Annotated in this window: 18 protein-coding genes and 2 pseudogenes; 6 read left to right on the forward strand and 14 right to left on the reverse strand. The window is 61.0% G+C overall.

The annotated features are described in order from the left end of the window. Positions 1 to 421 precede the first annotated feature (421 nt). Genes OKW28_RS03270 through OKW28_RS03280 form a run of 3 tightly spaced genes read left to right on the forward strand, consistent with a single transcriptional unit; the run spans position 422 to position 2,859 of the window. The gene (locus OKW28_RS03270; protein ID WP_429443766.1) at positions 422 to 1,636 is read left to right on the forward strand and encodes a GNAT family N-acetyltransferase; all 1,215 of its coding nucleotides are present in this window, start codon (positions 422 to 424) and stop codon (positions 1,634 to 1,636) included. Positions 1,637 to 1,670: 34 nt separating this feature from the next. After that, entirely contained in the window at positions 1,671 to 1,922 is a 252-nt protein-coding gene (locus OKW28_RS03275) for a hypothetical protein (RefSeq protein WP_429443767.1), read from the forward strand. Then, a complete protein-coding gene (locus OKW28_RS03280; protein ID WP_429443768.1) occupies positions 1,897 to 2,859 on the forward strand; it encodes a MarR family winged helix-turn-helix transcriptional regulator in 963 nt (320 codons plus the stop codon). The genes OKW28_RS03275 and OKW28_RS03280 overlap by 26 nt, the downstream gene beginning before the upstream one ends. A 37-nt stretch (positions 2,860 to 2,896) precedes the next feature. On the opposite strand, the pseudogene OKW28_RS03285 reads toward OKW28_RS03280, so the two are convergent. From OKW28_RS03285 to OKW28_RS03320, 8 genes and pseudogenes are all read right to left on the reverse strand, one after another. Beyond that, positions 2,897 to 3,044 (reverse strand): annotated as a pseudogene (locus OKW28_RS03285) (IS6 family transposase); the annotation flags it as partial. A gap of 87 nt (positions 3,045 to 3,131) precedes the next feature. Beyond that, a complete protein-coding gene (locus OKW28_RS03290; protein ID WP_429443769.1) occupies positions 3,132 to 4,484 on the reverse strand; it encodes an amidase in 1,353 nt (450 codons plus the stop codon). A 20-nt stretch (positions 4,485 to 4,504) separates the two neighbouring features. Continuing rightward, positions 4,505 to 5,485 (reverse strand): ABC transporter substrate-binding protein, encoded by a 981-nt coding sequence (locus tag OKW28_RS03295; RefSeq protein ID WP_429443770.1) that lies wholly within the window; start codon positions 5,483 to 5,485, stop codon positions 4,505 to 4,507. 41 nt (positions 5,486 to 5,526) lie between these two features. After that, entirely contained in the window at positions 5,527 to 6,381 is an 855-nt protein-coding gene (locus OKW28_RS03300; RefSeq protein ID WP_429443771.1) for an ABC transporter permease, read from the reverse strand. Beyond that, entirely contained in the window at positions 6,378 to 7,154 is a 777-nt protein-coding gene (locus OKW28_RS03305) for an ABC transporter ATP-binding protein (protein ID WP_184044181.1), read from the reverse strand. The genes OKW28_RS03300 and OKW28_RS03305 overlap by 4 nt, the downstream gene beginning before the upstream one ends. Before the next feature lie 52 nt (positions 7,155 to 7,206). Then, positions 7,207 to 8,511, reverse strand: coding sequence for an oxalate/formate MFS antiporter (gene oxlT / locus OKW28_RS03310; RefSeq protein WP_429443772.1), 1,305 nt, complete (start codon positions 8,509 to 8,511; stop codon positions 7,207 to 7,209). A 112-nt stretch (positions 8,512 to 8,623) separates the two neighbouring features. Beyond that, positions 8,624 to 10,192 (reverse strand): gamma-glutamyltransferase family protein, encoded by a 1,569-nt coding sequence (locus OKW28_RS03315; protein ID WP_429443773.1) that lies wholly within the window; start codon positions 10,190 to 10,192, stop codon positions 8,624 to 8,626. A gap of 168 nt (positions 10,193 to 10,360) precedes the next feature. Further along, entirely contained in the window at positions 10,361 to 11,107 is a 747-nt protein-coding gene (locus OKW28_RS03320) for a GntR family transcriptional regulator (protein ID WP_429446831.1), read from the reverse strand. Between the two features lie 445 nt (positions 11,108 to 11,552). On the opposite strand from OKW28_RS03320, the gene OKW28_RS03325 reads away from it, so the two are divergent. The 3 genes from OKW28_RS03325 to OKW28_RS03335 all read left to right on the forward strand — a co-directional run bounded on the left by OKW28_RS03325 (position 11,553) and on the right by OKW28_RS03335 (position 13,891). Next, positions 11,553 to 13,232 (forward strand): ABC-F family ATP-binding cassette domain-containing protein, encoded by a 1,680-nt coding sequence (locus OKW28_RS03325; protein ID WP_429443774.1) that lies wholly within the window; start codon positions 11,553 to 11,555, stop codon positions 13,230 to 13,232. Positions 13,233 to 13,261: 29 nt separating this feature from the next. Beyond that, positions 13,262 to 13,420 (forward strand): hypothetical protein, encoded by a 159-nt coding sequence (locus tag OKW28_RS03330; protein WP_429443775.1) that lies wholly within the window; start codon positions 13,262 to 13,264, stop codon positions 13,418 to 13,420. Between the two features lie 135 nt (positions 13,421 to 13,555). Next, positions 13,556 to 13,891, forward strand: a complete 336-nt coding sequence (locus OKW28_RS03335) for a hypothetical protein (protein WP_429443776.1) — start codon at positions 13,556 to 13,558, stop codon at positions 13,889 to 13,891. Positions 13,892 to 13,936: 45 nt separating this feature from the next. Here the strand turns inward: OKW28_RS03335 and OKW28_RS03340 are convergent, their stop codons facing one another. The 6 genes and pseudogenes from OKW28_RS03340 to OKW28_RS03365 form a co-directional block, all read right to left on the reverse strand. Beyond that, positions 13,937 to 16,141, reverse strand: coding sequence for an OsmC domain/YcaO domain-containing protein (locus OKW28_RS03340; RefSeq protein ID WP_429443777.1), 2,205 nt, complete (start codon positions 16,139 to 16,141; stop codon positions 13,937 to 13,939). 1,250 nt (positions 16,142 to 17,391) lie between these two features. Further along, positions 17,392 to 18,096 carry a hypothetical protein gene (locus OKW28_RS03345; RefSeq protein WP_429443778.1) on the reverse strand — a complete coding sequence of 235 codons (705 nt, stop codon included), beginning with the start codon at positions 18,094 to 18,096 and terminating at the stop codon, positions 17,392 to 17,394. Between the two features lie 436 nt (positions 18,097 to 18,532). Next, on the reverse strand, positions 18,533 to 18,943 hold the full coding sequence (locus OKW28_RS03350; protein WP_429443779.1) for an ester cyclase: 411 nt from the start codon (positions 18,941 to 18,943) through the stop codon (positions 18,533 to 18,535). 9 nt (positions 18,944 to 18,952) lie between these two features. Continuing rightward, positions 18,953 to 19,600 (reverse strand): NADPH-dependent F420 reductase, encoded by a 648-nt coding sequence (locus OKW28_RS03355; protein ID WP_429443780.1) that lies wholly within the window; start codon positions 19,598 to 19,600, stop codon positions 18,953 to 18,955. Positions 19,601 to 19,642: 42 nt separating this feature from the next. Further along, on the reverse strand, positions 19,643 to 19,897 hold the full coding sequence (locus tag OKW28_RS03360) for a hypothetical protein (protein WP_429443781.1): 255 nt from the start codon (positions 19,895 to 19,897) through the stop codon (positions 19,643 to 19,645). Between the two features lie 175 nt (positions 19,898 to 20,072). After that, positions 20,073 to 20,984, reverse strand: a pseudogene (locus tag OKW28_RS03365) (LysR family transcriptional regulator); the annotation flags it as partial. Positions 20,985 to 21,108 lie beyond the last annotated feature (124 nt).

Here is a 21,108-nt window from a genome sequence, read left to right on the forward strand (position 1 = left end):
CGCATGTCACTTCGGAGCCGGAGCCGGCGTCGCCTTCTCTCACCACCTTGTAGATGCCACACGTCTGAACCTTCTCGCCCGGTTTGTGCCCTTCGGCCTTATCACGCTCCTTCGGTTGATCCGCCGCAGGAGCAGCAAGCATCGTTCCCCTCCCGGCTACCGCGGAGGTTGGTCAGCGAGGCGCGCCGCGAATAGGATCGCGCGAGGTTCGCATCGGCGGAGTCTCGGTCTTCGAGAGTCGCTCTTTTCGACCCGTTGCCGACGGTCAAGTCGTCGCCGTTCAAACGGCAGGTATCAAAGTGGAACGGCCAGTCGTAAGATTCTTCGAGTGCCCGATGTGGAGGGTTCCCTTAGATAACATTGCAGCGAAGCATGATGTGGCATCCACTTGAGTTTGTCGACGGTCCCAAACACGTTCGCGATGAAACTACTTCCAAAGCAACTGAACACTCGCCTGCAACTACGCAAGAAACTGCGTCGCGCCAGTGGCTTTCAAATCGCCATTGCTCATCGCCTGCGACAGCTTAACGTGGAGGATTGGCGCACGGTAACTGCGGGGCAAAGCTTTTATTTTTCGCCTGAATACCTGCAAATGCTTGAAGTGGCAGGTCCGGCCAATCTCGAGCCGCGCTACGCCTTGATCTCGGATGACGACGGACCGCGAGCCACAGTCTGCATGCAAATCGTCGAGGTGAGCCTCGAACACTTTGGTGAGCAAGGCAAGCGCAAACTCAAAGTGCCGCTCAAAGAGCGTATTCTTGTCTGCGGCAACCTGCTCAGTTACGGGCAGCACGGCGTTTGTTTCGCGCCGGGCAGCCCTCCTGCGGAACTGTGGCCCGCCGTGGCGGAGGCACTCTATCGTACCCGCCGATGCGAAAAGCTGGATGGTCAGACCAACGTGATTTTGGTTAAGGACATTCTGGAGGCCGACAAGGTACCCAGTGCCTGCCTCGGAAAACTCAGTTATTCTGCCGTCGAAACCGAGCCCAACATGGTGCTGACGCTACCCGAAGGCGTCCATACCCACGATGACTATCTTGCCAGTCTTGCTTCCAAGTACCGCAATGCCGTCAAGTCCCAGATCTACAAACCGTTCGATGCGGCTGGATTCCGGATCGAACGCCTTGAGGAGGTCGCCCCGGTTGCCGGACATTTACAAGATCTTTACCTGCAGACCCACGCCAATGCCAGCTTGCGCCCGTTTATGCTGGATCAGGAATACTGGCCAGCGTTAGCGGTAGCTGCCGGCGCATGTATCGCTTTCCACGTCGCAGTTAAGGGTAGCCGAATTTATGGCTTCGTTGTCACGCTCAAGGATGCGGAGACGGCGGTCGTGTGGCACATCGGTTTCGACCGCGAAACAGCCGCCAATGGTGTGCCGCTTTATCTGCGCCTCCTGCATGCGTCACTGACGCAGGCAATTGATTTCCGTTGCCGACGCGTCTCTTTCGGCAGAACGGCGCTCGCACCTAAAGCGCGCATTGGCTGTCAGCCGGAGCCGATGCAGATTTGGCTGCGCCACCGCCAGCCTCTGCTAAACCAGGCCATCAGCCCTTTGCTGCGACTGATGCAGCACGAAGAGGCGCCGGAATGCTCTCCTTTCAAAAAAACAACGAACCACTCTGAAGAGCTTTGATCTGATATAGCCGTACATATACTGAGCAAGCTCGGTGCGCATTTTGAACGTTTCCGATGAGTCTGTACATTCGGCTTTTGATGTGCCTGCCATCAGCACAAGCCGTGCGATCCCCCGGCTGAACCTCGGCTGGACGGCGACAATTATGTTGGCCGGCGCATTGACTCAGGTTTTCTATTACCAAGCGGCGCCTGTTGCCTCATGTAATTTGTTACCCGTCAGAATGCTGGCGGGGACGACTTATGACGAGGCGGCTCAGCATGACAACACGACGGGAATTGACTGAGGCAGTCGGTGAGCGGCACCGGAACGAAAAGCGCGAGATACTCGACGAGTTTGTTGAGGTGACCGGTTATCACCGCAAGCACGCCATCCGCGTGCTGTGCCGGGAGGCTCAGCCTCCAAAGGCGAAGTCCGGTCCGCAGCGACGCTACGACGACGAGGGGCGGGCTGCGCTGATCACGCTGTGGGAGGCTGCCGACCGGATCTGCGGCAAACGACTGAACGCGCTCATCCCCACGCTGATCGATTCGATGACCCGGCATGGCCCACTGACGCTATCGAAGCAGCCGCGCCAACGGCTCAATCAGATCAGCGCCGCCACCATCGACCGGCGCAGGCTCGTCCCTTCCACCTTCAAGGTCGTTCACATGCGAACCGCCGTCACCGAACCCATCGACATTCAAAGCATCCGCGCCGAACTCGCCGAACGGCAGGCGCGCTCGCCGCTGTTTTCGCGGCCCGGCTTTCTGATTCGCCGTATGCATCAGATCCACACATTCCTGTTCGCGCAGGAAACCAGCGAGTTCAACATCACGCCGGTGCAGTTCAGCCTGCTCACCGCGCTCGATTCGCTCGGCGAGATGGATCAGAACACACTGGCGACGGAAGTGGGGCTGGAGCGATCGAGCGTCGCTGAAGTGATTCCCCGCCTGAACGCGCGCGGTCTCGTGAGTCGCACGCAGGCCGAGCACGACAAGCGTCTGCGCCTTGTCAAACTCACGCCTGCTGGCAAGCGTCTCGTCAAGAAGATGGGACAGGCCGTGCAGCGCGCGCACGATCGCACCATCGAGCATCTGTCACCTCTCGAGCGTGACGTGTTCATGCTGCAAATGATCCGCCTCGTCGAAGCGAACAACTCGGACAGCCTCGTGCCCTTGCACCTGCCGGACAGCCAGTTGCTCGCGCACGACGAAAGCTCGGTCGACGTCGACGCGATATGAATGCGTTGCTTCGATCCGGATGCCTAATCAATTTCCCTGGGGCTCGGAAGCCACGCATTCGGCGCTCGCGCTCGCGCGTCGGCTGATGACTGCTTTGCGCGGTTGTTGATACGAGCGCTCGCCTTGACGAACACATGCCTGACGTTCGCCAGTTCAGGGATATTGGCCTTCGCCGCCGGATAGCTGCTGTGAACACGGCTAGCGGAATTTACGAACATCACCGCCCCTCGGCGTTATGCGGTTTTCGATTGCCCCCGGCCTTGCCTCTGCGCTCAGCCGTGCTGCTGAGCCACCGTCGCTTGCCAGCCAGTGCGCGCTTCCACCCACTCCGCCAACATCAGCAAATCCAGGTCGCCGTGAGCGGCGCCCACCAGTTGTGCGCCAAGCGGCAAGCCCGCCGGCCCGAATCCCACCGGAACGGTCACGGCCGGTACACCGAGGAACGTCCACGGTGCGCAGAACGATGCGTCGCCCGTATAGTCGAGTCCGCGCGGCGGCTCGCCCGTGGCCGGCGCGACCAGCAGCGCATCGAGCGCCATCGTGCGCGTCAGCCAGTCGTGAAAGCGATGCGCCATCGGCATCTGCGCCGCCTTGATCCTGGCGTAGGCGGTGACGGGCAGCTTGCGTCCCTCGTCGACGAGACCGCGCATTGCTTGGCTCACGAGCTCGGGCGTGCGATCGACAAGTTCGCCGTGCGTGATGGCCGCTTCCACGGACATCAGTTTCAACGCATGCGCGGGCGTTTCGAAGATCTCGACAGGCAGATCGACTGAGACTATCTCGGCACCGTCTCGCGCGAGCTGGGCCGCGAGCCTGTCCAGCGCGGCCTGCTGCGCCGGCTCGACTTCGCCGCCGACCTGTTTCGACAGCACGCCGATGCGCCGCGTCCCAGTGCCGCGCGTCGTCGCGGCAGTGTGCGGAACGTGCGAGACGTGCGGATCGGCTGCATCGGCCCCAGTGACGAGCGCGAGTGTGTAAGCTAGATCGGCGACGCGCGTCGCGAACATGCCGACGTGATCGAGCGACCACGCCAGCGGCAACACGCCCGTGCGCGCGATCGCGCCATAAGTCGGCTTGAACCCGACGATGCCGCAGTACGCCGCAGGCCGGATCACCGAGCCCTGGGTCTGCGTGCCGAGTGCGAGCGGCACGATGCCCGCCGCCACCGCCGCCGCGGAGCCACTCGACGAACCACCCGGTGTGAACCCGCCATTCCACGGGTTGACGGTCGCGCCCGGCTGACGCCAGGCGAATTCGGTGGTCACGGTCTTGCCGATAATCGACGCGCCCGCCGCACGCAGACGCGCCACCACCCACGCATCGTGCTCAGGGCGTCGGCCCTTGTAGGCGGATGAGTTGAATTCGGTCGGCATGTCGGCGGTATCCAGAACGTCCTTCACCGCGACAGGCACGCCCGCCAACGGCGCCGTCGCATCGACGGCATTGACCGGCGCGATCTCCGGCAAATAGCAGAACGCATGCAATGACGCCTGCGATTCGCACGCGGCATCGTAGGCGCGCACGACGTACTGCGCGACGTCTGCATTGCCCGAGGCGACCTCGGCGCGAATCCGGGCGATAGTGGGAATCGGGGCGACGGTGGAAGAAGCAAGGAACATAGTCATGGAAGCGTCGGCAAACGGTGTCATTTCGCGGCAAGCGCCGGCTGAATGTAACTCTGAACGATGAACCTATCGTAGCTGGGTTGCTGCTTCAGGTTGCCGAGCGCGATCTGCGTGTCCATCGCGACGGTCAGCGCTTTCGGCGTGATGCCGACGTTCTTCGGATACACGCCTTCGTCCAGCATGCGCTTGACGGCTGCATCGACCACCACGGGATCGAGCGTCGGGAATTCCTTGCGAGCGATCGCCGCGGTTTCCGCAGGATGGCCGTGCATGAAAACCAGCGCGTTTTGCAGCCCCTTCACGAACTTCGCGGCCGCATCAGGATCGACGCTGCGTTTGGCGGAGATCGACGAGAACGCGTATTCGCCATAGAGCTTCGGAAAGCCGAGCACGACTTTCATGCCCTTCGCGACGGCCTGATCGAGACCCGGCTCATACATCACCGCGATCTTCGACTGACCGGCGACCAGCGGTCCGATCTCCGAGCCGAGCGGCACCTGAATCAGCTTGATGTCACTCTGGGACATGCCGTTCTCCTTCAACAGCTTGAAGAACAGCGACGTGCTCGTAGTCGGCATCTGTCCCGACACGACAACCTGATCCTTCACATCCTTGATGCCGCTGAACTTCACGTCCGGCGCAACCGCGATCCACACCGCCGCACCGTTCACGACGTTGGCGATCACGTCGACATCCGCGCCCTTCTCGGCGGCCACGGCCGTCCACTCCGGCCCGTGCAGCGAGAAATCGGCGCTGCCCGACAGCACGGCGGAGAGCGCCGCGCTCGGGCTACCCGCCGTCTGCTTGCTAACGTCGAGTCCCTGCTTCTCGAAGAAGCCACCGTCGATCGCTACATAGAGCGGCAAATACAGCATCGACTGGAACGCCTGCGAAATAGTCACTTTCTTGCCTGCGGCAAGCGCCGGCGTCGAAACAGCTGCAACGCTCACTGTTAAAGCGATGCTCAGCGCGGTCAGCGCTTTTCTTGCGGTTAGTGCCATCGTCTGTCCTGAGATGAAGTGGTTGGACTGCCGGAAATGGGTTAAACCTTGAGCGTGGTGGTATTCGACGCCTGCCGCCACGGCAGCAGCTTGCGCTCGAGCAGGTCGATCAAAAAGTACAGAACGAAGCCGATCGCCATCAGTACGAACAGGCCCGCCCACACGGTGTTGAGGTCATACAGGCTCGACGCTGTGAAGATCATGTGCCCGAGGCCCTTCTCTGACGAGATGAATTCGCCCACCACCGCGCCAACCAGACCGAAGCCGACGTTGATGCGAAAGGTGGAGATCACATAAGGGAGGGTGAACGGCACCACCACTTTCATGAAGACATCGTTTTTGTTCGCGCCGAGCGTGACAAGCAGCGCCTGCAAATCGGGATCGGCGTCTTTGGCCGCTTCATACGCGGCGATCAGCGCGACGATCGCGGTCAGCGAAATGGCCAGCGCGACCTTCGAGATCAACCCGGTGCCGAACCACAAAATCACGATCGGTGCGAAAGCGATCTTCGGCACACTGTTGATCGCGACGATGAATGGCTCGATCAGCCGCGCGACGAACGGCGAATACCACAGCGCGAGCCCGCACACCGATCCGACCGCCGTGCCGAACACGAAACCGAGAATGGCTTCGAAAAGCGTATAGCCGGTGTCGATAAAAAGCTGATGCGATTGCATGTCGCGCACGAGCGCCGCGAGGATTTTCGACGGCGAGCCGACGAGGAAATTCGATACCCAGCCCAAGCGCGCCGCCCCTTCCCAGATGGCGAAGAACGCAATCACGGCCGCCAGTTGCAGCAGCGAGCGGCCCCAGCCGCTGTCAAGTGCGTACCGCACGCGAGCCTTCGGTGCACGCCGTGCCGGTGCCGATTTATCGATGGAAACGGACTGCGTCATGCTGCCTTTACCTCCGTCTGAATATCGAGCTCGCCGCACAATGCATGAAAGTAACCCGCGAAGTTGGGGTCGCTGCGCGCACCGATCGGTGAGCGCGCGGCGATGTCGATGTCATAGATCTTCTTCACCTGCGAAGGCCGGCCGCCGAGCACGACCACGCGCCTGGACAACGCGACCGCTTCGTCGATGTCGTGTGTGACGAGCACCACTGTCTTATGGAACGTTTCGACAGCTTCCATCAACACGCCTTCCAGGTACAGGCGCGTCTGGTAGTCGAGCGCCGAGAACGGCTCGTCCAGCAAGATGATGTCGGGATCGTTGATCAGCGTGCGGATGAGCGCGACGCGCTGACGCATGCCGCCCGACAGCATGCGGGGATAGGCATGTTCGAAGCCCGCGAGGCCATACGTGTTGAGGTATTCCATCGCCATGTCGTGCGCCTGAGCGGCCGGCATATTCGACAGTTCCGGTCCGATCAGCACGTTTTGCAGCACGGTACGCCACGGCAGCAGCAGGTCGCGCTGCATCATGTAGCCGACCTTGCCGCGTAAGCCGTCGACGCTTTGCCCGCGATAGACGATATCGCCGCTATCCGCCTCGAGCAGGCCGGCGATCACGTTGAACACGGTCGTTTTCCCGCAGCCCGAAGGCCCGATGATGCTGACGAAATCGCGTTCGTGAATATCGAAGGTCAGACCGCCGAGGACGTCGACCGAGCCGAGTTTGTTCGAAAACGATTTGCGGATATTGCGTAAGGCAAGCTGAACGGGCATGTTTGTTCCTCGACGACGGTTCGGTGTGCATTGCGGCAGACGGCGGGCGGAGTCAAACGCCCCGCTGTGCGGCGAGAAAGCGGCGGCGCATCGGCTTAAGCACGGCAATGGCCAGCAGTGCGGTGGCGATGTCGAGCGTGATCGCGGTGGAGAACACCGGCTCCCAACTGCCCGCGTGCTGATGCAGCAATGCCGCGAGCGGACCGCCGAAGATCGAACCGATCCCTTGCGAGATGTAGAGCCAGCCGTAGTTCTCGGTGGCGTGACGCGTGCCGAAGGTGTCCGTCAGCGTCGCCGGGAACAATGAGAAGATTTCGCCCCAGCCGAAGAACACCACGCCCGACAGCAGCACGAATAGCACGGCGTTATCGCGCGTGAGCAGCCACAGCGCCATTGCTACGCCTTCGAGCGCGAACGCGAAGAACATTGTGTTCTCGCGCCCCACCTTGTCCGACACCCAGCCGAACAGCGGCCGCGTGAGTCCGTTCGTGAAGCGGTCGATTGTCAACGCCAGCGGTAGCGCAGCCATGCCGAACACGAGCACCTTGGTCACGCCGAAGTCGGCGGCGAAGGTGGCCATCTGCGAGGTGACCATCAGACCCGACGTGGACATCATGGTCATCATCGCGAACATCAGCCAGAAGAGCGGCGTCTTCAGTGTCTGCGACGGGCGAAAACTCGCGACCGTCGGCGCGGAAATGGAACCCGCGGAACCGGCGGCATCGTCGTCGTGCGAAGGCGGCACGCGCAAACCCTGCGAAGCCAGCAGACCGACCACTGCGAACGCAATGCCGAACATCCACAGCGTGGCTTCGATGCCGCGTGTCTGCAGCGACGTGGCGATCGGGAACGTCGTGACGATCGCGCCCATGCCATAGCCGGCAGCCACCGCGCCCGCCGCGAAGCCGCGCCTGGTCGGGAACCAGCGCACCATCAGCCCCACCACGCCGACATACACAATGCCCGTGCCCAGCCCGCCGATCACACCGTAGGTCAGATAGAGCATCGGCGCGCTATGCACCTGCGAGGCCAGAATCCAGCTCAGGCCCGCCATCGCGGTGCCGATCGAGATCGGCATGCGCGGTCCGAAGCGGTCGATCAGCTTGCCCTGAAACGCCGAGAAAAACGTCTGCAATATGATCAGCAGCGAGAACGTGACTTGCAGTTCAGGTAGCGCTACGCCGAGTTTCGCGGCGAGCGGTTTGGTCATCAGCGTCCATACATATTGCGGACTTGAGATCGCCATCATGCAGACGAGACCCAGCCCCAGCTGAAGCCAACGGTTGTCTGTCACGGTGGTCGACGTGCTGCGGAGGTCCGCCGACGCTATGGATTGCAAGCGTGTGGGTGTGGTCATCGTAACTCCATTTACTGAGCAAATGCCTGCCGGCGCCCGGCAGACGTGCAGCGTCCTCCGGGCCTCAAAGGCCGGACCTGCAATCTGATTGAAAAAAAGCGCGCGTGTGCGTCTACCAGCCCGCGGCTGCCCCGTCACTGCGCGGATCGTAGCCCGCTTCAATCAATCCATCTGGATACCGAACGATTGCGCCGGCGTGTCCCATTGCCTCGTCGTAGGCCTGCATCGTCTCGACCTGGTGGCCGAGCGCTTCGAGCCGGGCCACTGTGCCGGGCGCGAAGCGCGCTTCGAGCTTGAGCGTGTCGGTCGACTGGCCCCAGGTCCGGCCCAGCAGCCAACGCGGCGCATCGATCGCGGCTTGCGGATTCCAGCCGAATTTCGCGATGCGTGAGAAAACCGCGCTCTGCGATTGCGGCTGGCCGTCGCCGCCCATGTTGCCGTAGACCATCGTACGGCCGTCGGCAAAACGTGCGAGCGCCGGGTTCAGCGTATGAAAAGGCCGGCGCAGCGGCATCAGCGGATTGCGTGCGCGCTCGTCGAGCGAAAAACTGCAGCCGCGGTTCTGCCAGTTGATGCCCGACCCCGCCAGCACGATGCCGCTGCCGAACTCGTGATAGATGCTCTGGATGAAGCTCACCGCGACACCGTTGCTGTCTGTCACGCCAAGCCACACCGTATCGCCCGGCCCGCGACCGGCGCCCCACGGCGCGGCCTCCGTGATCGAGACTTGCGCGGCCATCGCGTCAAGCGCGGCCGGCTGCAGCAACTCACGCGGATCGACGCGCATGTAATCCGGGTCGGTAATCTCGGCGTCGCGCACGGCGAACGCCAGCTTGGTCGCTTCGACGCACGCATGCACGAACTCGGGACCAAGCGGGTCCATGTCCTTCGTCAGCACCCGATCGAGGATGCCCAGAATCAGCAGCGACACCAGCCCCTGGGTCGGCGGGGGCATGTTATAGATCGTGCCCAGCGAGTGCTTGAGCGCGAGCGGCGTTCGCAGGCGCGCCTCGTGCCGTTCGAGATCCGCAAGGCTCAGCAGGGAGCCCGCCGACTGCAGATCGCTGGCAATGCTGCGTGCGAGGTCGCCCCGATAGAAGTCGTCGAAGCCTGCGTCGGCCAGACGTTCGAGCGTAGCGGCAAGACGCGGTGCGACGAAGCGCTCGCCGGTAACGGGCGCGGAACCGCCGTGTAGAAAGGTTTCGGTGAAACCCGCGATCGGGCGCAATTCGGCAAGGCGGCTCTCCACACACTGCGCCTGGCTGCACGTGACCGGCACGCCGTGCTTCGCGTAATGGATCGCGTCTTCCAGCAGGCGTTTGACCGGCAGCCTGCCCCCGAGCGTTTCAGCCGACCAGCGCTGCGCGCGCTGCCAGCCCGACACCGTGCCGGCCACGGTATTGGCTGCAAGCGGGCCGCGCACGGGAATCGCCGATAATCCGCGCGCGCGGTATTCGTCGATTGTTGCGGCCAGCGCCGCCGCGCCACATGCTTCGATGCCGACCGGCTCGGCGCCGGGACGGGAGATCAGCCAGAAGCCGTCCCCGCCTATGCTGTTCATGTGCGGATAGACGACCGCGATGGTCGCGGCGGCGGAAATCATCGCTTCGACGGCGTTGCCGCCTTCACGCAGGATCGCAAGGGCGCTCTGCGCGGCGAGCGCGTGAGGCGCAACCGCCATGCCACGGGTTCCGCGGCCCGGATTCAGGAATTTGGATGCCATGGGAGCAATAGGGAGTTGCTTGTATACATACCGATGCCTATGCAAAAACCGCGCCATCAGCCAGAATTCCCGCAGAGGCTGGCTGCAGAAGGTGCTTAAAAGCTCGAGCCGCTCCAACGCATGTTGCTAGATGGTGCCGCGCAACCTTGGTGGTGCATACGGAGCGCTGTGAGGCTCCAATGCGGTGCGGGCGCGTTGCAGGCGCTCGGTCGTCAGCGTGCGCACCTCCGCCCGGCTCCCTTCTATGTGCCGTCCCAGCAACTCGACTTCACTGTCCGCCGCAAGATTGCGGACGGCCGCGAGAATTGCAATGTGTTCGTCGTAAGTGTCATCGATGCAGTCGCCATAGACGAGATCGAGCCGCCGCACCACGCGGATGCGGTCGGTCACGCGCTGCATGGCCGCGCTCAACTCGGCGTTGCCGGCGGCGACGACCAACGCCTCGTGAAAGGCTTCGTCGAGTGCCACCATCTCGCGGCCATCGCGAACGCGCTGTGCGTGAGGAACGTTCCAGATGCGGTCGAGCCGGTCGAGCATCTGCAAGGCGGTCGCGGATAGGGCGCCGTCGACCCCAAAGAACCGGCTGACCGAAAACGTCTCGATCAGCTTGCGCATTTCGTATAGATCTTCGAAGCGCTTGAAATCGATCGGCACGACTTCCCAGCCGCCGCGCACATAGCCGCGCATCAACCCGTCGCTTTGGAGGCGCTGCAGCGCCTCGCGCGCCGGTGTGCGGGAAACGCCGAAGCGATCCGCGATACTGCCTTCGGTCATACGATCGCCGGGCAGCAGGCGCATCTCGAAGATATCGTCGCGCACGCTGAAATAAACATGGTCAGCGCGCGATGAGGGAGATTGGGTTGTGTCTTTCACGCATGAGCCTGGAATTGACGGGTCTTTTCGGCAGTGACTATCGGATAGCCTCAAAACATCCGTCAACAGAAATTTAATCTGCCGGCGGCTCGGGCGGACGCCGCCATTGTAGGCGTCAGTAACAAACTTAAATCGGACAGGTGCCGTATGTCGAGAAGCTGGGTAATACGGATGCTGAAAAGCTGAGGGCGCATGGAGTACTCCGCAGTCCGGGGCGCGCCAGGCGCGCTTCTGGCCAGCGAGAAATGCTCCTGCAAGCTGATGATGCTCATCGCTTAAGTTCGCTGGCTCCGTAGCTGGAACGCCCGGTGCACCATGGCCTACCTCGCTTTGTTGCCGGTGGGTGCCGCAAAGCGCAAGCGGCTCTTCACTCGTTCGGCCAGAAAAGAGACCGCCTTGTACGTCCGGTCGGCTATCATGCCTATCCTCTCCGAAGTAGCTCCTTATGATTTCCGTCCGTAATGTCACGCTGCGCCGCGGCGTCAATGTCGTACTCGATAGCGCGTCCGTCACCTTCACCCCCGGCGAAAGGATTGGCCTTGTCGGCCGCAATGGCGCCGGCAAGTCATCCTTCTTCGGCCTTCTCAACGGCACGCTGCACGAAGACGGCGGCGAGTTCTCGATTCCCGCTGCATGGAAGATGGGCCAGGTCGCGCAGGAGATGCCGGAGACCGAGCAGAGTGCGACCGACTTCGTCATCGAGGGTGACACCATACTGCTGGCCGCGCAGGCCGAAGTAGCCGCCGCTGAGGCCAGCGACGATGGCATGCGCATGGCGCACGCCTACATGGCCCTGCACGACGCCGGGGCACACGATGCCCCCGCACGTGCCCAGGCGCTGATCCAGGGCCTTGGCTTCAGTGCTGCACAGCTTGGCCAGCCGGTCAACAGTTTCTCCGGCGGCTGGCGCATGCGACTGCAGCTGGCGCGCGCGCTCATGTGCCCGTCGGACCTGCTGTTGCTCGACGAACCGACCAATCACCTCGACCTCGACGCGCTGGTCTGGCTGGAAGCGTGGCTCAAGCGCTATCAAGGAACCCTGGTAGTGATCAGCCACGATCGCGAATTCCTCGACGCGGTGACGCAGGTGACGGTGCACGTCGACAACGCCAAGCTCGTGCGTTATGGCGGCAACTACAGCAAGTTCGAAGAGATGCGCGCCGAGCAACTGCTGTTGCAGCAGGCCGCGATGGCCAGACAGGCGGACAAGATCGCCCACCTCCAGAAGTTCATCGACCGTTTCAAGGCGAAGGCCTCGAAGGCGAAACAGGCGCAGAGCCGGGTCAAGGCGCTCGAACGCATGGAGAAGATCGCACCCGTTCTTGCCGACGCGGAGTTCACCTTCGAGTTCAAGGAGCCCCTCAACGTCCCGAACCCACTGTTGTCGATGCTGGACACGAGCTTCGGCTACCCCGCGCCGGCCGGCGCACTGCCGGGCACGCCGCCCACGGTCATCGTGCGGGGCATCAACCGTTCGGTGCTGGCCGGGCAGCGGATCGGCATTCTCGGTGCCAACGGCCAAGGCAAGTCCACGCTGGTGAAGACGGTGGCGCACGCACTGGCGCCGATTGCCGGCGAAATCAGCGAAGGCAAAGGCCTGAACATCGGCTACTTTGCACAGCAGGAGCTGGACGTGCTGCGTCCTCTCGACACACCGTTGGAACACATGATCCGCCTTGCCAGGGACACGCCGGCGCACCTGCGTGCCCCTGGCCAGAGTGGCACCGAACAATCGCTTCGCACCTTCCTCGGCACCTTCAACTTCAGTGGTGACATGGTTCATCAGGCGGTCGGCACGATGAGCGGCGGCGAAAAGGCGCGGCTCGTGTTGTGCATGATCGTGTGGCAGCGCCCCAACCTGTTGCTGCTCGACGAGCCTACCAACCACCTCGACCTGGCCACACGCGAAGCGCTAGGCATGGCACTCAACGAATTCGAAGGCACAGTGTTGCTGGTCAGTCACGACCGGTCCCTGCTGCGCGCGGTATGTGACGAGTTCTGGCTCGTCACCAAGGGTGGCGTCGAGCCCTTCGACGGCGATCTGGACGACTACCAGCAGTTCCTGCGCGACGAAGCCCGTCGCATGCGCGAGCAGGCTGCCGCGGAGCAGAAGGTCATCGCCTGAGTTACCTCCAGGCGGGCGGCGGGCGTTGCATGGCGGGCGACGCGCGGACGTTCGCCAACGTCTTCAGCATTCGTGCGGACAAGCGCGCTCCAATGCAAGATATCGGCCACAAGCAGCCAGTCGATGCCGCGCCACGGATCGTGGACGATCCGCCGATCAACCCGGCCGGCGCTCTGCATATCAGGTGACCACCCGTCAGGGACACCTTGGGAGGGCACGTACACGCCTCGGCACGGCGAACATCGGCGACGCGTTCGCGCGAATCGTCGTATGGGTTCTACGAAACGATCCAACATGCACAGGTTCCGATCCACCGAACATCAGTGGACTCGGCGCAAGATTTAGAACGTGTGAACCTGAACGGCAGAAATAGCGACTACAAACATATCCGCTCCGGTCGTGACAAGGGGGGCGGCGCCCAACATCTCATCAGCGGGGCGGGTGAGATAGCGGACTATGGTCGGTCATACTGCCCGCCCGAAATAGCGACATTACATCGTTGCCCGAAGCGGAAAGCTCTACTTCTGAGCGCCGTTGAAAACGGCGGACTACCGAAGGCCCTCGATCTGCCTTTGTATCTGGCCATCAACGTCGGCGGCATCAACATTGATGCACGCCGGCACAGATGGTCGCGCAGGTATCGAACGGGTGTTTTTTGAGCGGAGGATGAGCGGTATCATCGCGTCCAGCCATGACTCACAACCCTACTTCGCAGTAGCCGCCGCATTGGCCCGCGCCTTATGCAATTTTTTGTAGCTGTCGATCAGGCGGTGGTGCCTGTCGAGACCCTCCAGCTTCATACTCGTTGGCGTTAGCCCAAAGAAGCGCACGCTGCCGTCCACTGTCCCAAGTACCGCGTCCATGCGGGCGTTGCCAAACATTCGACGGAAGTTGACCACGTAGTCGTCCAGTTCAAGGTCGTCATCGAGCATCACCTCCAGGACCACATTCAAGGCCTGGTAAAACAATCCGCGCTCGACCGTGTTGTCGTTGTACTGCAGAAAAGCTCCGACCAGCTCCTGCCCTTCCTCAAATTGCTTCAAGGCGAGATGAATCAACAGTTTCAACTCGAGAACTGTTAGCTGCCCCCAGTCCGTATTCTCGTCAAATTCGATGCCGATCAAAGTGGCAATATCGGAGTGCTCGTCCAGCTCACTGTTCTCCAACCGCTCAAGCAGTGCTGCCAGGGAGGCATTGTCCAGTCGATGCAAGTTCAAAATATCCGCGCGGAACAATAGCGCCTTGTTTGTGTTATCCCAGATCAAATCCTCTACCGGGTAAACTTCCGAATAATCGGGCACCAAAATCCGACAGGCTACGGCACCCAGTTGGTCATACACCGCCGTGTACACCTCCTTGCCCATGTCTTCGAGAATGCCGAACAAGGTTGCTGCTTCCTCGGCATTGGAGTTTTCACCCTGGCCCGAAAAATCCCACTCAACAAACTCGTAATTCGCTTTGGCGCTGAAAAAGCGCCACGACACCACACCGCTGGAATCAATGAAGTGCTCGACAAAATTGTTTGGTTCAGTCACGGCGTTACTGACAAAGGTGGGCTGAGGTAAATCGTTCAGGCCTTCAAAACTACGCCCCTGCAGTAATTCCGTCAGACTCCGTTCCAGCGCCACCTCGAAGCTTGGGTGCGCGCCGAACGAGGCAAAGACACCGCCTGTGCGCGGGTTCATCAAGGTGACGCACATCACCGGGTAGGTCCCACCCAGCGACGCATCCTTTACCAGCACCGGAAAGCCCTGCTCTTCCAATCCATGAATTCCGGCCAGAATGCCAGGGTATTTCGCCAGCACTTCGTGCGGCACATCAGGCAAAGCGATTTCGCCTTCCAGAATTTCGCGCTTTACCGCCCGTTCGAAAATTTCGGACAGACATTGCACCTGTGCTTCGGCCAGCGTATTACCGGCACTCATGCCATTGCTGACGAACAGGTTCTCGATCAGGTTGGACGGAAAATACACCACTTCGCCGTCCGACTGCCGCACAAACGGCAGCGAACAGATGCCGCGCTCCACATTGCCGGAGTTGGTGTCGTATAGACGCGAGCCATACAACTCGCCATCGGGATTATAAATTTCGAGGCAGTACTCATCCAGAATTTCAGCCGGCAGCAAATCCTTAGGGCCAGGCTTGAACCAGCGCTCATTCGGGTAATGCACAAACTCCGCATTGGCGATGTCTTCGCCCCAAAATGCACCGCCATAGAAATGGTTGCAATTCAGTCGCTCGATAAACTCTCCCAACGCTGACGCCAACGCGCTTTCTTTGGTCGCTCCCTTGCCATTGGTAAAACACATCGGCGAGTGCGCATCGCGAATATGAAGCGACCACACATTTGGAACGATATTGCGCCACGAAGCGATCTCTATCTTCATGCCCAAGCCCGCCAGAACGCCCGACATATTGGCGATGGTTTGCTCCAACGGCAAATCCTTGCCCGCAATGTAGGTGCTGGCATCAGAAGCCGACTTCAACGTCAGCAACGACTGAGCATCGGCATCCAGGTTTTCTACCTCTTCAATCACAAACTCGGGCCCGGCTTGCACCACTTTTTTCACCGTACAACGGTCGATGAAGCGCAAAATACCTCGGCGGTCCACTTCCGGGATATCCGACGGCAACTCAACCTGAATCTTGAAAATCTGTTGGTACCGGTTTTCCGGATCAACGATATTATTCTGCGACAGGCGAATATTTTCGGTAGGAATATTGCGATTTACGCAGTACAACTTCACAAAGTAAGCTGCACACAAAGCCGATGAGGCCAGAAAATAATCGAACGGACCAGGCGCCGAGCCATCGCCCTTATAACGGATAGGCTGGTCGGCCACTACCGTGAAGTCATCGAACTTGGCTTCAAGACGCAGCTTATCGAGAAAATTGACTTTAATTTCCATGGGGAAATTCCAAAAATTGTGCTCAAAATGATGTAGCCGCTATTATCCGTCACCAAGTGCAGTTGCTGTTGCAGATCGCGAATGTTGCTAGCGGTGTCCATTGAAGCGCTGACGCTGTCCGTTTTTTCCGCTAGCGTCGCTTTGCCCCCGGAGCACGAACTCACTGCCCGGAACGACTGACAAAGCGCAGCACGATAACACTCTCACCGCCATCAATGCGAACAGTGGTGGAGGCGCCTCGACAGCCGCACTAGCCAAATTCGAGGACACGCCGAACGCTACCAAAATCAATGGACATCCTGTCGCTCATTCCTAACTGCAACGCCAGGGGTGACAGAATTGTCAATCTGGCCTCCTGGCCTTACCTCGCACGGGACACCCGTTCTCTCCACAAACGGTGAACTATTAGCAGAAACGGTTAACAGCAACACCTTGCGGCGATGATATGCAACGCTCGGACTCGCTAGCAGTCACAGCAGGACCCGCGGATCGGGACCGATCCAGATCGTTGGTCCCGGTTCGAACGGCTACTTTGGAGAAATCCGGTCGACTGCTGTGGGTCGCGCTCTGCCGGATGGCAGTTCGGCAAGAGTCGGCCATGTGCGGTCGGTCGACGTCGCCGTCGAAATTGCTGAAAATTGCTGACTTGAACCGACAGAGGACAGATTACCCATGAGCTTAAACTCACAGCGCGTATGAGAGATGGTTCGTGCTGCGGCGTATCGCGAGGCATATTTGATCGGCCGCAAGGCGTTGGAAGAGTCTGCGTGTGACGACGAAGTGATTGCTGCGCTACGCGATTTGACCACGCAGCCAAGGTCAAATTGCATGGACCTTGCGGCACGGAAGATGGACGTCGGTCCCGAGTATGACGCTCTTGAAAATCTGCTGAGAGAAGCGAACAGATTGATTGGCGAAGACTTGTACGGGCGCAAAATTGCCTCACCACCAAGTCAGGAACGGTAGCGTGTGCCGAGGCCCTCAATCATGCCCACGTCCCCGAAGGGAGGGCGGTGTCCATTCCATCTGGGTCGTGCGCCGCCGATCAAGCATAGGCGCCAGGCTGCCAACAGCGGTCATTGTGCCAAGCTTTTAAGATGGAGCCTGACTTTGCGGCTTTGTGCCGCTGCGTGACGGGTCTGATAGCGAAGCCTGAAATCGTTGACCCTAGCGCAAACGGCGCACGCTGCACGCGACTATCGCGCTGAACTTGAGCCTGTCATGGCAACACCGCGGTGTCACGCAGACGATTAGTCAACCTGGCACCAACGACCAGAATCTGGGCACACAATGGCCCGTGCGCCGTTCAGCCAGACTTCCTCTGCGTCCAGTTGCAACGAGGTTGAAGGCGCGATGTCGAAGGCAACCTTGAGGGCGTACCCAACATGGGCATCTTCGATGGGAAGCTCCCAGGTCAGAAATATTTGGATGCAATCCTGGTCCGGCGCGAAGTCGGCCACGTTAAAACCGCTGCTGCTGCGTTGAATGACGCCATGAGGCTGACCAGTATCGAATATCACAGCCGTTCCCCGGGTTAGGGGAATGCGATGGCCCGTAGAGGGAAAATGCAAGTCCAGACCCCTGTCCTCGCTCAGGAAGAGATTGCAAAAGGCCGCACCGCCATATTGCGCACCGTCATGGTGGTACTTCGCGCCGCGGCAGGCCATGAGGGCTACGTCACTGGAGGCGAGCACCTTAGGCAGTCCAAGCGCGCACGTCCAATCGGACACTGCCTGCACACAGCGCGTGTAGTCCGGCCAGCGCGCCTGCGCTCGCGCCAAAGGCATTGCCTCGACGTCCCCGGGCTCCAGGACCAGGCGCGACGATGTCTCTCTTTCCCAATCTGCGAGCAGGCGCGCAGGGGGCACGGGCACGTCAACCGAGCCTGATAGCACGATGTCACTCACGCGTCGACTGCGGATGATGTCGCCACTCCAGAAAAAGGAAGTCAGCATGTCTCGCACTCGATGCTGTTAAGGTGGGGTGAATCTGGACCATTGTAACGATTCCAAGCGACCACTTCGGCCACAACCGGCCGTTCGCGCCCGGTTCGTGAGTGTCCGTTCACCACCGACCATCTGCCGTTCGCAGCGGCGCGGACCTACAGTTTGTCGGCCCGCGGCCGCGGATTGGAGGCCGAGGCCGACCGGCACCGTGACGGGGCCGCCGCTTCCGGAAACGCTGAGGGGGCACTTCCAACGGATTCCGGTCGATCACGTGTTCAGAAAACAGCCTCCTCAACGTTATGGTTCTGAGTAGAGCGGAGACGCCTGCCGTCTACGCGCGGGCTGACCCTGTATGCAGTCCGCGCCCGGATCGAACTCGCCCCGACACCCTGGTCACCGATGCGGATGTAACGGGCGCTCATGCTCGTGGTCCTCCGTTCTCGAATCAAGCCTCACACGGTGTCGTCAACGTGGCCCATCGTTCGACAATTTTCCGGTTCGCAAACCGCCACAGGACAAAGCCGTGAAACTCGATCTTTTTCCCGGAGATAACGTCGGTGGCGCGCCACGTGTTTCTGACCATCACCTTGTCACCTTCGGAAATCATGTCTTCGATCGTGACGTGCAAGTCCGGCCACTTTTGATAAGCCGCCTTCATCATGGCCATCGCGGCTTCGGGGCCGACCTGAGGACCCGACGGTTCGTCGTGGTCGAGGAAATCCGCGCTGAAGTTCGCCGATGCGACTTCCGGTTTCTTCCGGTTGACGAAGTCTTCGAAGTGATCGGCCACGAATCGCTTCATCTCTTCCAGCGTCAGACCGGGATTACCCTTCAGCGGTACTTGAAGCGGCTCCATCGCTTCTCCTTAGTTCGTCAGCATCTTGAACGCATGCTGCCAGTCGTTCCTGAGGAATCCCGGCAGGCACCACAGCATGCATAGCGGCTCGATCGCGCGTGCCGATACGATGCTTCCGCAGTCGTAGGGTTCCCATCCGAACTGCCGGGCGATTGCGCCAACCCGGGCCTTCGCATCGTCGCTGTTGCCGCACAAAAACATGGTCGGCGTGCCTTGAGAAAAATGGGGATTCACCATGAGCGCGTTGCCGACGCTGTTGAAAGCCTTGACCACGTGGGCGAGGTGAACCTTCGCCTGAATCCTCTCGCCGAGCGACTCGTTCGGTCCCGTCGTATATTTCAGGACCCCGTTGACCGGCGACTCGTCGGCGAGCGGGTTGGTCGCATCGATGACGGTCTTGCCGGCGAGATTCTCCGGCCCCGCAAGCTCGATCACGCTCTCAGCGATGCGGCCGAGCACGGCTAGCACGACGATCTCGCCAAACCGAGCGGCTTCGTCGAACGTCCCGGCCCTGGCTCCGGTTGTATTGCGGACCCAGTCCTGTATCTCCTTCTTGTGCGGATCTCGGGTGCCCAGCATCGTGTCGTGGCCATGCTTGACGAAGCCGGTGCCCAGTGCCCGGCCGACATCACCTGATCCCAATACGCCTACGTTCATCTCATCCTCCTCGGTTGGTCATAGCGAGCCCTACGTCAATACTCAGGCACGCGTGTCATGAGGCACGCTCGCCGCTTTCTCGTGGAGTAACGACAGCCCGATCCTGGTGCCAAACCCGTGTGCGTAAGCCAGTTGCACCAGCAGCATGGCCGCCGGTTCCGCGTAGCGCGCAAGGGCGAGCGGTCCCGCATCGACCGGCTCGGCGTCGATGTCGCCGACCAGTGTTGCGACCACGGCCCGCGCATCGCTGTCATCGCCGCACACGAACACGCCCGCGCGGTTGCCGCCTATCGGCATGCCGGGCGAATGCATCAGCTCCGCAAAAGGCGGGATGGCCTTGACCACCGTCGCCCATGGCGCGAGCCTGGCGATCTCTTCGGCGCCCGAGGTGGTTGTCGCGACGAGCAAGCCGCTCATGTCGGGCTTCAGTACCTGCATTTCCAGAGTCATGATGCGCCCGCGCTTTGCCACGGCCCGCGGAGTAGTTCTTTACGTGATCGATGAACGCACGCAGCTTCGGCATGATCTGCCGACGGCTTGGATAGTAGAGAAACACACCCGGTATCACCGGCGCGAACGGCTCCAGCACTTGCACCAGTTTTCCCGCTCTCAGCCGTTCGGCGGCCATCGGTTCAGGTAGCTGGGCAAGGCCTACACCTTCGATTGCCGCACCCAGCATGGTGGGAAAATCATGGGCGATGAGCGGGCCCGACACGGCGAACTCGATCGCGCGGCCGTTGTCGTTGAATGACCACGGCGCGAGCGCACCGTTGGAGCGCCGCCATCGCAAACATGCATGTTCGCGCAGATCGTCGATGCGTTCGGGACGGCTGCGGTCTGAGAAGTAGGCAGGACTGCCGACGATGACGAAACGATACGGAGGTGTCAGCGGTATCGCGACCATGTCGGCGGCGACGAACTGACCTAGCCGCATGCCGGCGTCGAATCCTTCCGCTGCGAGATCGATCAGCTTCTCGCTTGCGTCGATCTCCACTTCGACCTCGGGATAAGCCTTGCAGAACGATGCAATCAGGGGTTCCCGTAGAATCGGCACCGCCGCGCGCGGCACTGAAAGACGCAACAGTCCGGCGGGCCGCTGGCCGAGTCCGCGCGCAACCTCACTGGCGGCGACAAGCTCTTCGAAGGCAGGCTTTGCACGCGAACGAAACCGTTCGCCCGCTTCTGTCAGACCCACACTGCGCGTGGTGCGTATGAACAGCGCTACGCCAATGGGCGCTTCAAGTACGCGCTCAGCCTGGCTGACGGCCGACGGCGTCACGCCGAGTTCGGCGGCTGCCCGGCGAAAACTGCGATGCCGGGCAACGCTGAGGAACGCCTCTACGCCATCGAGCACGCCCTGCCTGACTGTGAAGTTCTGCTTCATAGCCCGTCAACATTGTGATGAATAGTCGCTCGCGAGAAGCCATGGTACACCTACGCCTGCGGATGAGGCGTCGCGCAGATTCCGACGCGCGAGCCCGGAACAATCCGCTGGAGACCGTGGAGGA

Origin of the sequence: Paraburkholderia sp. 40 (assembly GCF_050434105.1) — a bacterium.
Classification (GTDB): Bacteria; Pseudomonadota; Gammaproteobacteria; order Burkholderiales; family Burkholderiaceae; genus Paraburkholderia; species Paraburkholderia tuberum.

Bases quoted from the DNA above. Each gene is read 5' to 3' on its own strand.
- OKW28_RS03315 (WP_429443773.1), bottom strand. From the start codon at position 10,192: ATGGCGGTTGCGCCTCACGCGCTCGCCGCGCAGAGCGCCCTTGCGATC.
- OKW28_RS03345 (WP_429443778.1), bottom strand. From the start codon at position 18,096: ATGCTGACTTCCTTTTTCTGGAGTGGCGACATCATCCGCAGTCGACGC.
- OKW28_RS03340 (WP_429443777.1), bottom strand. From the start codon at position 16,141: ATGGAAATTAAAGTCAATTTTCTCGATAAGCTGCGTCTTGAAGCCAAG.
- OKW28_RS03350 (WP_429443779.1), bottom strand. From the start codon at position 18,943: ATGGAGCCGCTTCAAGTACCGCTGAAGGGTAATCCCGGTCTGACGCTG.
- OKW28_RS03280 (WP_429443768.1), top strand. From the start codon at position 1,897: ATGACAACACGACGGGAATTGACTGAGGCAGTCGGTGAGCGGCACCGG.
- OKW28_RS03290 (WP_429443769.1), bottom strand. From the start codon at position 4,484: ATGACTATGTTCCTTGCTTCTTCCACCGTCGCCCCGATTCCCACTATC.
- OKW28_RS03355 (WP_429443780.1), bottom strand. From the start codon at position 19,600: ATGAACGTAGGCGTATTGGGATCAGGTGATGTCGGCCGGGCACTGGGC.
- OKW28_RS03270 (WP_429443766.1), top strand. From the start codon at position 422: ATGAAACTACTTCCAAAGCAACTGAACACTCGCCTGCAACTACGCAAG.
- OKW28_RS03330 (WP_429443775.1), top strand. From the start codon at position 13,262: ATGGCGGGCGACGCGCGGACGTTCGCCAACGTCTTCAGCATTCGTGCG.
- OKW28_RS03300 (WP_429443771.1), bottom strand. From the start codon at position 6,381: ATGACGCAGTCCGTTTCCATCGATAAATCGGCACCGGCACGGCGTGCA.
- oxlT (WP_429443772.1), bottom strand. From the start codon at position 8,511: ATGACCACACCCACACGCTTGCAATCCATAGCGTCGGCGGACCTCCGC.
- OKW28_RS03295 (WP_429443770.1), bottom strand. From the start codon at position 5,485: ATGGCACTAACCGCAAGAAAAGCGCTGACCGCGCTGAGCATCGCTTTA.
- OKW28_RS03305 (WP_184044181.1), bottom strand. From the start codon at position 7,154: ATGCCCGTTCAGCTTGCCTTACGCAATATCCGCAAATCGTTTTCGAAC.
- OKW28_RS03325 (WP_429443774.1), top strand. From the start codon at position 11,553: ATGATTTCCGTCCGTAATGTCACGCTGCGCCGCGGCGTCAATGTCGTA.
- OKW28_RS03360 (WP_429443781.1), bottom strand. From the start codon at position 19,897: ATGCCGATAGGCGGCAACCGCGCGGGCGTGTTCGTGTGCGGCGATGAC.